Here is a 15,762-nt window from a genome sequence, read left to right on the forward strand (position 1 = left end):
CCCTTAAGCTCAATATTTACCATTCGTATGTAACTTTGAACGATATATAGCGCTGTTTATTTAGCGTATTCCCTGTTAAGAAACCTGCCTGAATTCCTGCGTTTATATTGCGATAATTAGCGGATATACCTGCTTCTTGTTTAAAATAACGCCCCATTTGCTGCTCTATTTGTAAATTATTGAAACGTGTTCTTAATTTCCCATGGCTTGCATCAACAAAATAGCTACCTATTTCCGGTGTTATTTGCAGGCCATTTAATTCAAGCGTTTTATTAATTGACAGACCAGCTTGAAGAGCGAGAAGATCAACAGCGTTTGTTTCGATTTTTGCATCTACAAGTTGATTACCTGCTGAAGATAAATGATGATAACGGGCGCTAAATGATGGGATTATATTCACGTTTGCAGATTCCCATGCTTTACCGATACTAAGCCCTGTTACAAATACTGAACGATCTAATTTTACTGTATTTGCTTGATAAGTTAAGCGATTGCTTGCTTTCCCAAAACCGGTATCTATCGCAACAAAAACACCATTTTGCCATGTTTTCTTCGCATACATTGATAGCATTGTTAAGCGGCCTTTACCGCTATAATAATGGTCAAAATTATTTCTCGCTTTTGATTGAGATAATATCATACCAAGTGTGACCTGATTATCTAAGGCTTTCTCTAATCCTAGATGGATAACGTTCGCATCTTGTTTAAATCCATATCCGGCAGAGCGATGCTCTGTCGTTTGATAATCTGTTTTAGACCATACTTTCCAATTTTGGGTCCCTTCCGAATGAATTACATGATCTAATACTGTAGTTACACCTAATACAGCATTAGTTTGCGCAGTTAACTCGGATGCGATCAAATGTGCATTTCCATTGTATTTAGGTAATGGCTCAGCGGTTTCAGCCGATCCTTTTTCTGAATGCTCAATGTCTCCTGTGTATTCAGGTAACGGATCAGCAGTTTCACCCGGCCCTTTTTCCGAATGCTCAATATCTCCTGTGTATTCAGGTAACGGATCAGCAGTTTCACCCGGCCCTTTTTCAGAATGCTCAATATCCCCGGTGTATTCAGGTAACGGTTCAGCGGTTTCACCCGACCCTTTTTCAGAATGCTCAATGTCTCCTGTGTATTCAGGTAACGGGTCAGCGGTTTCACTTGGGCCTTTTTCCGAATGTTCAATATCCCCAGTGTATTCAGGTAACGGGTCAGCGGTTTCACTTGGGCCTTTTTCCGAATGTTCAATATCCCCAGTGTATTCAGGTAACGGGTCAGTGGTTTCGCCCGGCCCTTTTTCAGAATGCTCAATGTCTCCTGTGTATTCAGGTAACGGGTCAGCGGTTTCGCCTGGCCCTTTTTCTGAATGCTCAATATCTCCGGTGTATTCAGGTAATGGGTCAGCGGTTTCACTTGGGCCTTTTTCCGAATGTTCAATATCCCCAGTGTATTCAGGTAACGGGTCAGCGGTTTCACTTGGGCCTTTTTCCGAATGTTCAATATCCCCAGTGTATTCAGGTAACGGGTCAGTGGTTTCGCCCGGCCCTTTTTCAGAATGCTCAATGTCTCCTGTGTATTCAGGTAACGGGTCAGCGGTTTCGCCTGGCCCTTTTTCTGAATGCTCAATATCTCCGGTGTATTCAGGTAATGGGTCAGCGGTTTCACTTGGCCCTTTTTGAGTAATTTTAGGTTCTTCCTCTTTCTCTGGATTGAGGTAATACACATTCCCTTCTTTGAGTAAATGGTAGCGATATTCGCCTGAGCGCACTTCATTTGCTAAATTAAGAGAAAAGTCTTCTTCATTTGTTGTTTCAAATAATTTAATCTTTTGGGCTGAATGGGCGCTACCATTTGTGCTAATTTCTATCGAAAATTGACCGCTTGCGGTGTCTTTAATTGTGACTATATCGCTCGCTGTTTTCGTCAGATCAGCGACAAATTTAAATATGCCGTTCCCTGTGAGGGTATTAGCGGTAAGCGTATTCTGTTTTGTTGCAGTTGGAGTGTTTAAATGGATTTGGCTACCATTTGCGGCATTCAAGACATCTACAACAGTGTTGGTTAAGGTTGTCCATACCCCAGAAAGATTAACGGTTGAACCATTGGCGCCATTAAATATTCCTGTTGTACTCAAGCCGGTTAAATTAGCAATACTTCCATCATTAAGTTGAACCTTAGTGGACTCCTGAGCTGTAATTGAGCCAGTTAAGTCTGCTTTACTGCCTAACGAAAATGTTGAATTGTCAGCTAAAGAGACATTGCCAGCCACTTTGGTTCTCTCCCAGCTGTTTAAATCAGTCTCTGATAAGGTAGCGTTAATATTACAGGTTGCTACGCCTGTGCGATCAGAATGAATACATGCTTGTGAGGTACCTTGGGTAAAACCAATTTGAGCGGTAGCATTATCTGTTAAATTAAAATTACCGTTAACAGCGGAAACATTGCGGCTGATTTCAAGCTTGCCGTTGTCTTTTGCTGCAAAGATTGTTGCATTGAATGAGCGGTTGAGCCAGTCACCTTCAATCAGGACTTCTTTATTCGCTACTTTGTCATAGGCATGAGGCGTTGGGCGACCCGATAAAATGATTTCGCTTGTACCTTCTGCAGAAAGTGTACCGTTGAGGTTAGTTCCCCCAGTGATAAGCAATTTGCCGTTTGCCACTTCATTACTGTTCATTGTAATGTTCAATTGACCATTGGTTTTGCTAGGATCAGTTTCACCAAAATAACCGTTAAAACCTTGGACGGTACCTTCTGCTGCTTTGATTTTTTCAGCAAGTATTTGTTGTTTGGCTGCACTTTCATTTGCTACTTTGAGTACTTCAAAGTATTCATTTTCACGAATGAGGCCAGTAGTAAAGTCTAAATCGATGAAAACTTTACGCGCATTAAAAATAGCTGTGATCTCTGCAACGCTTAAAGGTTTTTTCAAACGGATAAAATTAGTTGGCAAGTGTGGAAAACGTTGATATGTGAAAATATCTTTGTCCAAATGACGAGAAACCTGATCTGGACTAGTAATTGCTTGAACTTTCACTTGGTCAATTGTTGGACTAACTATGCCGGTTAGTGTAATGTTTGCTGTTTGGGCTGTATTATGATTGACAACCATCGCTCCTTCATCGCTATTCTGAATACGGCGAAAAGTGAGATCATTGCCATTGACATCTAAGCGCCCCCCACGATAACCAAAATAGATATTATTAGGATCCATTTGATCAGATGAATTTAGGATTACGGTAGGTCTGCCACTCACAATACCTAGCTCTGAAAATGCAGATTTTTTGTTATTTTCATCCGCTTGTTGATTTAATATAACAGTGCCGTCACCAACGCTAACGGAGCCTTTGTTTTCTCCTTTGCCGTTGATAGTTAGTATCCCTTGTCCGATTTTTGATAATCTGTCACCAGCAGGGTTACTGATTTTCCAGATCACATTTTTATCTTTATCAATATCAACACCGGCTCCTAACCAAGTAATGCCTGCTTTCATACCTTCCACAGTGGTATTACCATGAAAATGGATTGCTCCTGCACCTTGGTTGATATTCTCTGTGAGACTTAGCGTATTGTTTTCACCCAAAATATGGAATGTTTTACCGTGTTGGAGTTGAGGATTCCAAGGGTTATCGCCTGTATTACCATTATGACCTTGAAGTGTTGGTAATGAAGTATCTGCTAAATTAACTGTAAGAGGAGCATTCCCTCCTACGATTGAGCTGGTATTGCCAGAAGGTGTCCAAGTGAGTCTAGCACCATTTGCATTAATAGCGCCTGCATTATTTTCTTTTTCTAAAGCACGTACATAATGTGGGTGGTGATAGTTCCAGTAAGATTTATAAACATCTCCTCCAGGCGTATTATTCTCTGAGAAATAGTCACTATATACACCTAACACAACCCATTTTTTGGTACGAACATCATAACCAAAAAGAGCGGAGCCACTATCGCCAGGTAAACCAAGCGTTGTTAAAGGGCCATAGCCGTGGTCTTTAAATACATCGTTTACGGTGTTCTTTTCAGTTTTTGCCACTAAAATACGGCTGTTAAAATCGCTGCCTGAAACGTTTGGATCGCCATTAGTAACAGGCAGAACGCTACCTCCTGTCAAAAAAGGGCCGTTACCGACTTCAATACGCCCGTTGTTTAAGCGATCTCTTTCGTTGTTAACCACTGCTTGTCTACCAGAACCGGCACGAATAAACATAGGGAAAATAAAAGGGTCGCTAAATACACTATAAAAATCTTGTACATTTTCGGTAGTGCGTTCAATCTCATTAGCTGGAGCGACTTCAGTTACTAATTTCGACAACCTAGGTGCGTGGTAGTCCCAGCGGGGCGTTGGGTTACCTGAACCATCTAAAATCAGTTTTTCTCCTTCGTCATTACGTTCACGTTTTTCTGTGCCTTTCCCAAGATCTGTTCTTTCTTTATTTGGATCAGGCATATAGTTATTACGGCGCACCACACTATAATTGTAATGATGGTCGTCGGCTTTTTCGCTAGATGAATCACCAAATTGAATGTCCCGATAGCCTTGGTTGTGGTTTACACTAATAACGTATTGTGGATTAACTAATGTTGCAATCCCTGTTTGACGAGTAATGGAAGAGAAGTCAATCATTGGAATAGACATAGTCTCACCTGTTACTGTTTCAAAAACAGGTAGATCATTAGAGTCTTCATCACCTCCACCATAGAGAAATTCATAACAACCGGGTAAACTTTCATTATCAAAGCATTCAGATAGGCTTACATTCGGCTTAGGTGAAATATTTGATTCCACTTCAACCTGCTTAGTTGGTGTAACCTGTAAAAAAGTACCTATATTTTTGCCTGTTTTATCAATAACTGGAATATTGGTTGCCCCAACAAAAAATTTGCCTTTATTTTCTGCTAAATCACGAAAATATTGATAATCAACATCACCACGTACAATAGATGCCAGTAATGTTGGTGAAAGAGAAATAGCAATTGATGTTGCAAGAAGAGAACGCTTGAATGTATGCTTCATTATTATTTGAAACCTGTATAAATATATAAGTAGATCAAATTTGAGTGCTATTAAAAAGATTATTTAAATTGATTAAATATTCATTTAAATAACATACAATTATTCAGCGCGATTATCTTGTTCGGCATAAATCTGCTCAATACCTAAATAAGGTAATAATTAAAATAATAGGGGGATATTGAGTAGTAATATAGAGAGGAGAAAAGAGTCTTTACTATATTATTTAGAGAATAATTTTGCGATTACTATTTTGCAAAGCAATTCTCTTTTTCGACCGCTTGTTAAAATAAAAAGGGCGAATAATGATTCGCCCCTACAAGATTATTCCTGTGGAATTGTACGGATTGCTAACTCTTCCAACGCTTTCGGGTTGGCATAGCTTGGTGCTTCTGTCATTAAACACGCTGCAGCGGTGGTTTTCGGGAAAGCGATGACATCACGAATGTTATCAGTTCCTGTAATCAACATCGTTAAGCGGTCTAAACCGAAGGCTAAGCCTGCGTGTGGCGGAGTACCGAATTTTAACGCATCTAATAAGAAACCGAATTTCTCTTTTTGCTCTTCTTCGTTAATGCCTAAAATGCTGAACACGGTTTGTTGCATCTGCTGGCTGAAAATACGTACCGAGCCACCGCCTACTTCGTAGCCGTTAATCACCATATCGTAAGCGTTCGCAACTGCATTTTCCGGATCTTGCACTAATTCTTCCGGCGATAATTCTTTCGGTGAAGTGAACGGGTGGTGCATTGCCGATAAGTTGCCTTCGTCATCACGTTCAAACATTGGGAAATCAATCACCCATAACGGTTTCCACGCTGTGGTATCGGTTAAACCTAGATCATTCCCCACTTTTAAGCGTAACGCACCGATGGCGTTGGTTGCAACGTGCCAGTTATCCGCACCGAAGAAGATAATATCGTCTTTTTGAACGTTTAAGCGTGCAAATAAGGCTTTTAGCACCTCTTCATTTAAGAATTTGGCAATCGGGCTTTGAATGCCTTCTAAACCGGCGTTCACATCATTCACTTTTAACCAAGCTAAGCCTTTTGCCCCGTAAATCCCGACAAATTGGGTGTAGTCATCAATATTTTTACGGGTTAGAGCCGCACCGTTTGGCACACGAAGTGCCACCACACGCCCTTTCGGGTCGTTTGCCGGGCCGCTGAATACTTTAAAATCAACCGATTTTAAAATATCTGCCACATCAACCATTTCCAGTGGGTTACGCAAATCCGGTTTGTCTGAACCAAAACGGGTCATTGCTTCATTCCACGTCATCATCGGGAATTTGCCGAGATCAACGCCTAAGGTCTCTTTCCATAAGCCGTGGATCATCGCCTCCATTAATGCACGCACTTCTTCGGCGGTCATAAAGCTGGTTTCCACATCAATTTGGGTAAATTCCGGCTGGCGGTCGGCACGCAAATCTTCATCACGGAAACATTTCACGATTTGGTAATAACGGTCGAAGCCCGACATCATCAGTAACTGTTTAAATAACTGCGGTGATTGCGGTAGGGCATAGAATTTGCCTTTATGCACACGGCTTGGTACGAGGTAGTCTCTAGCACCTTCAGGGGTGGCTTTGGTCAGCATTGGGGTTTCAATGTCTAAGAAACCGTTATCGTCCATAAAACGGCGGACAAAACTGGTGATTTTGGCACGGGTTTTGAGCTTTTCTGCCATTTCCGGACGGCGTAAATCCAAATAGCGGTATTTCAAACGCTGTTCTTCGGTATTGTTTTGGTTGAAGTCTAACGGCAATACTTCGGCATTGTTATAAACCACCAAGTTTTTAACCAACACTTCAATTTCACCGGTTGCCATTTCACGGTTGATTTGCGACTCATCACGGGCAATCACTTCACCTTGAATTTGCACGCAAGCTTCTGAACGCAGAGCAGAGGCTTGTTTGAACAGTGCGTCATCTTTTTCATCAAAGAAAACCTGTACAATTCCTTCACGATCACGAATTTGCATAAAAATAAAACGACCAAGGTTACGAACACGATGAACCCAGCCGCTAAGGGTAACAGCTTGTCCAACGTGTGAGCGGTTTAATGCACCGCAGTAGTGAGAACGCATCATAAAATTATCCTTTTGAAAATAAATATCCCAAGTTTCGGGGAAAACTGGAGAATTATAGCGGAAAATTCAGTGAAGATGGATAAATAAAAGCAAACAAGCGGTGATTTTTATTCCATTTTTTGCAAAAAGTGGGATAAAAATCACCGCTTGTGATTTATCCTTTCAGCCCGATAAAAACAGCTAATAACAATGGAGCGGCTAAATTAACAATAAAGCCGAAGCTGATTGCCAGCGGCACAATTTGAATACCGCCCGATTTTTGAATAATAGGGAGCATACAATCCAGCGAGGTTGCACCGCCAATACCGACTGCGGTGGACGGAAATTGACGCATAAATAGTGGCACTAAAAACAGGCATAAAATTTCACGCGAGATGTCGTTAAAAAAGGCAATACTGCCGTAAATCGGGCCCCAAGCGTCATTTACCAATACGCTTGAAAGGGAATACCAACCGAATGCGGAGGCAAAGGTTAAGCCTTTAGCAAGGGATAAATCTAAGGCGAATGCCGAAATCACGCCACCAATCAGGGAACTTGCCACCATTACAATCGAGGTATAAATTCCCCGTTTGTTAAAGAACACTTCACGCAGGGGAATACCGCTGTTTCGCAGTTGAATCCCCACCCCGAAAATCATGACTTCTAACACATAGGTGCTGGCGTGCAGAGGGAAATCCACCACGCCTTTGGTGAAATAGCCGATGATCCCGCCTAATAAGGTAATACCGATTAATTTTAAGGAATCAATCAACAAATGCAAGCGGGAGGGAAGTTGATCTTGATTGACTTTGTCTCTTTTCATCGGTTGTAATTTGTCGTAAATCACCAAGCCGATAATGTTTGAAAGGAGTAAAATCACCACTAAACTAAACGCCGTACCGCCAATCTGTGGCAGTTCGGTGAGAATGTTATCAATTTGCCCGAGAGAAATCCCCATCACTAATAAAATCAAGTAAAGGCAGAGGCTGACCACTCTGTTTACTATTGCCATATAGCGGTGGTTTTTGAGGGTTATTAAGTAACCGAGAAAAAGTGGAATCAGCACAATGGCTAAACCGTAGAGCATTTTTTATCCTTTTTATCGCTATTTTTAAACTTGAAATTCTAACAATAAGGGCATAAAATAAAACTGTTTTTATATACAGTTATTTATTGCAAGCGGTCGTTTTTGGGGAAAATATTGCAAATGCCGAGCCAAGCTAAACATCAGCGAAAAATTATCCATATTGATATGGATTGCTTTTATGCGGCGGTTGAAATGCGGGAAAACCCGTCGTTGGTCGGCAAACCGGTGGCGGTGGGAGGCAATGCCAATCAACGGGGTGTGCTGACAACTTGTAATTACGAGGCTCGAAAATTCGGCTTACACAGTGCAATGCCAACGGCAACTGCGTTGAAGAAATGCCCGAATTTAATTTTATTGCCGGTGAATATGGCGTTGTATAAATCGGTTTCCGCTCAAATTCACGAAATTTTTCATCGCTATACGGATGTGATTGAAGCCTTGTCGCTTGATGAAGCCTATTTAGATGTAACCGAATGCGAACGCTATTTTGGCTCCGCCACTTGGATTGCTCAAGCAATCCGTAACGATATTTTCAATGAATTGCATTTAACCGCATCGGCTGGGGTTGCTCCGCTTAAGTTTTTGGCAAAAATTGCCTCCGATCAAAACAAACCTAACGGACAATGTGTGATTACCCCTGATGAAGTGCAAAATTTTGTGAAAAATCTACCGCTTGCGAAGATTCCGGGTGTGGGGAAAGTAACCAATGAAAAATTAAAACAGCTTGGCTTTGAAACCTGTGGTGATATTCAGCAAGCAGAAAAAGCGGTTATTTACCGAGCGTTTGGCAAATTCGGGCAACGGCTTTGGGATTTTAGCCACGGTATTGATGAACGAGCGGTAGAACCTTATCGTGAAAGAAAATCGCTGGCGGTGGAAAATACGCTGTTGCACGATATTTCAACTCTTGAACAAGCGGAAAAGATTGTGGCAGATTTATTCGACAAACTGGTTTTTCGGTTGCAACGAAACTGGGGCGATACGCCATTAACTGAGTTTAAAAAGTTAGGCATTAAACTCAAGTTTGATGATTTTAGCCAAACCACGCTTGAACGAACCACCGATGGCTTTGCGTATGAGCGATTTGGCGAGTTGCTACAGCAAATTTTTACCCGAAGAAAGGAACGAAAGGTACGATTAATCGGTCTAAGTGTTCACTTTCCCGAGAAAAAAGTGAATAAACAGTTAAATTTGTGGGAATAATTGTAAATAATGACTTGAAATTAAGGCTAAAGTCATTATCTTATTCGGGCAATCATTGCATCTATATTTTTGGAGATTGAAAACATTATGGCAAAACGTGTCATTCTATTTTTATTAACTAACTTAGCGATTACCTTTGTTTTAGGGATCGTATTAAACCTTATTTTTAAAGTGACCGGCATTCAAGGGCAAAGCACTGCCGGTATTTTGGTGCTTTCGTTAGTCTTCGGTTTCAGTGGATCTTTAATTTCGCTATTTATGTCGAAATCAATGGCATTGCGTTCGGTTGGGGCAGAGGTGATTACACAGCCTCGTAACGAAGCGGAGCAATGGTTATTCAACACTGTACAACGTCAGGCTCAGCAAGCGAATATCCCAATGCCGGACATTGCGATTTACCATTCGGCTGACGTAAACGCATTTGCAACAGGGGCAACCAAAAGCAATTCGTTAGTGGCAGTCAGCACAGGCTTACTCAATTCAATGACTCAAGATGAAGCTGAAGCGGTAGTAGCACACGAAGTGGCGCACATTGCGAATGGCGATATGGTTACAATGACTTTATTACAAGGCGTGTTAAATACTTTCGTCATTTTCTTAGCTCGTATTATTTCAACCGCAGCAGCAAGTTCGCGTGATGAAAATGGCAATTCAAGCACTAACACGCTAGTGTTCTGGGTGGTAGATATTGTGCTACAAATGGTATTTGGTGTGTTAGCAACAATGATTGCAATGTGGTTCTCTCGCCAACGTGAATTTCGTGCAGATGCCGGCTCGGCTCAATTAGTCGGTAAAGAGAAAATGATTGCGGCATTACAACGCTTGCAACGTGTTCACGAACCGCAAGAAATGGAAGGCTCTTTGGCTGCCTTTATGATTAACGGTAGCCGTGGTAAAGAGTTGTTTATGAGCCACCCTCCGTTAGAAAAACGTATTGAAGCGTTAAGAAACTTATAAAGCACAAGCGGTTGTTTTTGTAAAATTTTTTGCAAAACAGCCGCTTTTGTTTTCTATAAAATATGCGGTAACACCGAATAGAGAGTTACCAGCAAAAACAGATAACGTAACAATTTCCCAATCACAATAAAGAGAATGCTTTGCCAAAGGCTAAACCGTAGCCAGCCGGCAATGCCACAGAAAATATCGCCTACAATCGGTAGCCAACTAAAAAGCAAGACTAACACGCCATATTTTTCACTTTTGGCTAATGCCCACTGTGAATAACGATTGGCCGTATTTTGTGGGCGAGGAAGCAATAGCCCCATCGCATAAGTGGTTATGCTACCTAAACTATTACCTAAGGTTGCAACCAAGAGTAAATTGAACAGTGAAAATGAGGATAAAGAGCCATAAGTGATGAGATGTTGGCTTGCTAAGGTAGTGAAGATAATTTCAGAATTTCCGGGTAAGAGAGTAGCGCTTAGAAATCCACTCAGAAACATAGTAAAGAGTTGATTTTGTTCGGAAAAGAATAAACTGAAAAAGGAAGTGAGATATTCTGTCATAAAATTGTAGTTGGTTTGTTATTAAAATGTAGCTATAAATTTTCTTGAATGTTGTGTTTTTTATGGATTTTGTTCTATATCAAAAAAAGACATCGAAATACCTCTGATTGTGTAATATTTTTATTTGAAGATTATCTCAAGAGGTCTATAATTTCTACATAATATATCGGTTTTTCAATTCTCATTGTTAAGGTTGTCTGATGTTTTCTCCTGCTGAAATGGCAAAAATCGCAGAAGATGGTGCGGTTTATAAAGCAACAAAAAATCAATTATATTCCTTTCTCTCTGCCATTACTGCGGGCGGTTTTATTGCAATAGCATTTGTATTTTATACCACAACCCAAGTGGGTGCGAGCCAAATGCCTTGGGGTATGGCTAAACTGATTGGTGGTTTGGTATTTTCACTCGGCGTGATTATGTGTGTGGTGTTTGGGGCAGAACTTTTTACCTCATCAACACTTACGATTGTAGCCAGAGCCAGCCAAAGAATTAACTGGTTACAGATGTTTAAAAACTGGGTAGTGGTGTATTTCGGTAATTTTGTTGGGGCGATCTCCATTGTGTTGTTGATTTGGTTTAGCGGTCAAATTATGGCAGCCAAAGGGCAATGGGGGTTGGTGATTTTAAATACCGCACAGCACAAAATTCACCACCAATGGTTTGAGGCTTTCTGTTTAGGTATTTTTTGTAACATTATGGTCTGCATTGCGGTGTGGATGTCGTATGCCGGCAAAAGTTTAACCGATAAAGCCTTTATTATGATGTTACCGATTGCCATGTTTGTGGCTTCCGGCTTTGAACACTGTGTGGCAAATATGTTTATGATCCCGATGGGAATTGCGATTTCGCACTTTGCCAGCCCTGAATTTTGGACGGCAATTAATGTTGACCCAACGCAATTTGCCGATTTAGATGTATCTCATTTTGTGTTTAAGAACTTAATTCCGGCAACGCTGGGTAATATTGTCGGTGGTGTGTTTTTCATCGGTTTAATGCAATGGTTCTTATACATTAGAAAGCACTAAGATTTCAGATTCAAGCGGTCAAATTTTGCAAATTTTTTGCAAAAAATTACCGCTTTCCCATTTTAACTTACTAACACAGAGGACTTAAAATGACTCAACTAACAGACGCTCAACAAAAAGCGTGGGAAGGTTTTGCCGCAGGTGAGTGGCAAACAGAAGTAAATGTACGTGATTTTATCCAAAAAAACTACACACCTTATGAGGGTGATGAGTCTTTCCTAGCTGAAGTAACACCTGCAACCAGCAAATTGTGGGCAGATGTGATGGAAATGATCAAAGTAGAAAACAAAACACACGAGCCGTATGATATTGACTGCGACACGCCATCAACCATTACCTCACACGCACCGGGTTATATTGATAAATCGTTAGAAAAAATCGTTGGTCTGCAAACAGATGCTCCATTAAAACGTGCGATTATGCCGTTTGGTGGTATCAATATGGTGAAAGGTTCGTGCAAAGTTTATCGCCGTGAGCTTAAACCTGAAGTAGAACAAATCTTTACCGAATACCGCAAAACTCATAACCAAGGGGTATTCGATGTTTACACTCCGGATATTTTACGCTGCCGTAAATCGGGCGTAATTACCGGTTTGCCGGATGCTTATGGTCGTGGTCGTATCATCGGTGACTACCGCCGTATGGCACTTTACGGTGCAGACTTCTTAATGAAAGACAAACAACGCCAGTTTGCCTCATTACAAGCTCGTTTAGAATCCGGCGAAGATATTCAAGCCACGATTCAACTGCGTGAAGAAATTGCCGAGCAACACCGTGCTTTAGGTAAAATGAAAGAGATGGCTGCAAGCTACGGTTTTGATATTTCAGGTCCGGCAACCAATGCACAAGAAGCGGTGCAATGGACTTATTTCGCTTACCTTGCAGCGGTGAAATCGCAAAACGGTGCGGCGATGTCTTTCGGTCGTGTATCTTCATTCTTAGATATTTATATCGAACGTGACTTAAAAGCCGGCAAAATTACTGAGCAAGAAGCCCAAGAGTTAATCGACCATTTAGTAATGAAATTGCGTATGGTGCGTTTCTTGCGTACACCTGAATACGATCAATTATTCTCAGGCGACCCAATGTGGGCAACCGAAACCTTAGCCGGTATGGGTTTAGACGGTCGTACCTTAGTAACCAAAAACAGCTTCCGTATTTTACACACCCTTTACACAATGGGGCCGTCACCGGAGCCAAACTTAACGATTCTTTGGTCTGAACAATTACCAGAAGCGTTTAAACGCTACTGTGCGAAAGTATCTATTGATACTTCATCAGTCCAATATGAAAACGATGACTTAATGCGTCCGGATTTCCAAAACGATGATTATGCGATTGCCTGCTGCGTATCACCAATGATCGTGGGTAAAATGATGCAGTTCTTCGGTGCTCGTGCAAACTTAGCGAAAACCTTGTTATACGCAATCAATGGCGGTGTTGATGAGAAATCAGGCGACCAAGTAGGGCCGAAAACCGAAGCGATTACAAGCGAATATTTGGATTACGATGATGTAATGACCCGCTTAGACAGCTTTATGGATTGGCTTGCAACCCAATATGTGACTGCACTTAACATTATCCACTTTATGCACGATAAATATGCGTACGAAGCGGCATTAATGGCACTTCACGACCGTGATGTATTCCGAACAATGGCGTGTGGTATCGCAGGGCTTTCAGTAGCGGCAGACTCACTTTCAGCGATTAAATATGCGAAAGTAAAACCAATCCGCAGTGATATTGAAATCAAAAATAAAGCCGGTGAAGTGGTTGGTGTTGCGAAAAACGTAGCAACCGACTTTGAAATTGAGGGTGAATATCCACAATTCGGTAACAATGATAACCGTGTGGACGACATTGCAGTTGATTTAGTTGAACGTTTTATGAAGAAAATTCAAAAACTCAAAACATACCGCAACGCAACGCCTACTCAGTCTGTTCTTACTATCACATCTAACGTGGTATATGGTAAGAAAACCGGTAATACACCGGACGGTCGTCGCTCAGGTGCACCATTCGGACCAGGTGCGAACCCAATGCACGGACGTGACCAAAAAGGCGCGGTAGCTTCATTAACTTCTGTAGCGAAATTACCGTTTGCCTATGCAAAAGATGGTATTTCTTACACCTTCTCTATCGTACCAAATGCGTTAGGTAAAGATTACGAAGCTCAAAAACGTAACCTTGCCGGTTTAATGGACGGCTACTTCCACCACGAAGCAACCGTAGAAGGCGGTCAGCACCTAAATGTGAACGTGTTAAACCGTGACACATTATTAGATGCAGTAGAACACCCTGAAAAATATCCGCAATTGACGATTCGTGTTTCAGGTTATGCGGTACGTTTCAACTCTTTAACCAAAGAGCAACAAATGGACGTAATTACCCGTACCTTCACTGAAAGTATGTAATCGTAATTTGCAAAACTTTTAGCCACAAAACGCATTGCGTTTTGAACGTTGGCTTTGCCGACGGCTCCGTAGGAGCGAACAAAATTGGAAACAATTTTGTGAGTAATAATCAACCGCTTGTAGCATTTATGCCGCAAGCGGTTTTTTTGTGATCTTGCTCGAAAAATTGGCTATTCATTTACACAGCTTTTGCAATATTGTTTATAATTACAGTATTCTATGTGGGAGAAATATATGTTTAAACAAGATTTAATTCGTTCCTCTGTGGCGGAATACCTTACTTTTATTACTGCCACCGGCGAAAGCCAAGTTGATGCCCTTTATGCTGATGAAAATGTCTGGCTCAGCCAAAAAATGATGGCGGTATTGTATGATGTGGAACCTCACACCATTACCTACCATTTGCAAAAAATCTTTGGTGATCGGGAATTAGAGGAAATTTCAGTTACTCGAAAATTTCGAGTAACTGCCCAAGACGGAAAAAACTACCACACCAAGCATTATAATCTGTCGGCGATTATTGCGGTGGGTTATAAAGTCAATTCCGAGCGAGCAGTGCAGTTTCGCAAATGGGCGACCGAAATTGTGCAGAGTTTTGCGATTAAAGGCTTTGCGATGGACGATGAACGGCTGAAAAATGATGGCACGATTTTGGGCAAAAAATACTTTGAAGAGCAGCTTGCCCGTATTCGGGAAATTCGGTTATCCGAACGCAAGTTCTACCAGAAAATCACCGATATTTATGCTACCGCTGTGGACTACGACCGCACCGCTACTGCCACCAAACGCTTTTTTGCTACCGTACAGAATAAACTCCATTGGGCAATTCACGGGCATACTGCCGCCGAGCTGATTATGGCAAGAGCTAATGCCGAAAAACCGAATATGGGGCTAACGAATTGGAAAGACGCTCCGCAAGGCAAAATTTACCCCTTCGATGTGGTGGTTGCCAAAAATTATTTATCGGATAACGAATTGGCACAATTACAACGGCTGGTCTCAGCCTATTTGGATATGGCAGAAGATATGGCAGAACGCCAAATTCCGATGACAATGGCAGACTGGGAAACCCGCCTTAACCGCTTTCTTGCCGCCACCGACCGAGAAATCTTACAAGATGCCGGCAAAGTTACCGCTGAAATCGCTAAATCTTTCGCCCTCAGCGAATTTGAAAAATACCGAGTTAAACAGGATTTGAGTTATGAAAGTGATTTTGACTTACTGGTAAAAGAGATAGCAGCCAAATACCACGCTGGCTAGGTTTGCAAAGTTTTCAGAAAAATCAACCGCTTGCAAGCGGTCGAAATAGTTTTAAAAAATGCAAAAATTTAAACATATTTGGTTGATATGTTAATGGAGTCAATAGATTAATAAAAGTTTATTCCTGAAATAGGCAAAAAATAGTATGACTTTCTCCTTTCTTAAAATATACCGGTGTGATTTATTTCTG

9 protein-coding genes are annotated in these 15,762 nt (G+C 41.4%); 5 read left to right on the top strand and 4 right to left on the bottom strand.

Going from position 1 to position 15,762, the window contains the following annotated elements; genetic code table 11:
• Positions 1–16: 16 nt before the first annotated feature.
• The 3 genes from ACJ7Z2_RS05210 to ACJ7Z2_RS05220 all read right to left on the bottom strand — a co-directional run bounded on the left by ACJ7Z2_RS05210 (position 17) and on the right by ACJ7Z2_RS05220 (position 8,165).
• Positions 17–5,011, bottom strand: a complete 4,995-nt coding sequence (locus tag ACJ7Z2_RS05210) for a S6 family peptidase (protein WP_409501004.1) — start codon at positions 5,009–5,011, stop codon at positions 17–19.
• Between the two features lie 321 nt (positions 5,012–5,332).
• A complete protein-coding gene (gene aspS / locus ACJ7Z2_RS05215) occupies positions 5,333–7,099 on the bottom strand; it encodes an aspartate--tRNA ligase (RefSeq protein ID WP_409501005.1) in 1,767 nt (588 codons plus the stop codon).
• A gap of 154 nt (positions 7,100–7,253) precedes the next feature.
• Positions 7,254–8,165, bottom strand: coding sequence for a lysine exporter LysO family protein (locus ACJ7Z2_RS05220; protein WP_409501006.1), 912 nt, complete (start codon positions 8,163–8,165; stop codon positions 7,254–7,256).
• A 120-nt stretch (positions 8,166–8,285) separates the two neighbouring features.
• On the opposite strand from ACJ7Z2_RS05220, the gene dinB reads away from it, so the two are divergent.
• Both dinB and htpX read left to right on the top strand, forming a co-directional pair.
• On the top strand, positions 8,286–9,368 hold the full coding sequence (dinB, locus tag ACJ7Z2_RS05225; RefSeq protein WP_409501007.1) for a DNA polymerase IV: 1,083 nt from the start codon (positions 8,286–8,288) through the stop codon (positions 9,366–9,368).
• Positions 9,369–9,455: 87 nt separating this feature from the next.
• On the top strand, positions 9,456–10,325 hold the full coding sequence (gene htpX / locus ACJ7Z2_RS05230) for a protease HtpX (RefSeq protein ID WP_154703974.1): 870 nt from the start codon (positions 9,456–9,458) through the stop codon (positions 10,323–10,325).
• Positions 10,326–10,378: 53 nt separating this feature from the next.
• On the opposite strand, the gene ACJ7Z2_RS05235 is transcribed toward htpX, so the two are convergent.
• Entirely contained in the window at positions 10,379–10,873 is a 495-nt protein-coding gene (locus tag ACJ7Z2_RS05235; protein WP_409501008.1) for a YqaA family protein, read from the bottom strand.
• 200 nt (positions 10,874–11,073) lie between these two features.
• Between ACJ7Z2_RS05235 and focA the strand changes: the two genes are divergently transcribed.
• The 3 genes from focA (at position 11,074) to ACJ7Z2_RS05250 (ending at position 15,572) form a co-directional block, all read left to right on the top strand.
• A complete protein-coding gene (gene focA / locus ACJ7Z2_RS05240; RefSeq protein ID WP_006249873.1) occupies positions 11,074–11,898 on the top strand; it encodes a formate transporter FocA in 825 nt (274 codons plus the stop codon).
• Between the two features lie 89 nt (positions 11,899–11,987).
• Complete coding sequence (pflB, locus tag ACJ7Z2_RS05245) at positions 11,988–14,312, top strand: formate C-acetyltransferase (RefSeq protein WP_154703976.1); 2,325 nt, start codon at positions 11,988–11,990, stop codon at positions 14,310–14,312.
• A gap of 234 nt (positions 14,313–14,546) precedes the next feature.
• Positions 14,547–15,572, top strand: a complete 1,026-nt coding sequence (locus ACJ7Z2_RS05250; protein ID WP_409501009.1) for a virulence RhuM family protein — start codon at positions 14,547–14,549, stop codon at positions 15,570–15,572.
• The last annotated feature ends 190 nt before the right edge of the window (positions 15,573–15,762 follow it).

Origin of the sequence: Mannheimia glucosida, assembly GCF_046267875.1 — a bacterium.
In the GTDB taxonomy this organism is placed as follows: Bacteria; Pseudomonadota; Gammaproteobacteria; order Enterobacterales; family Pasteurellaceae; genus Mannheimia; species Mannheimia glucosida.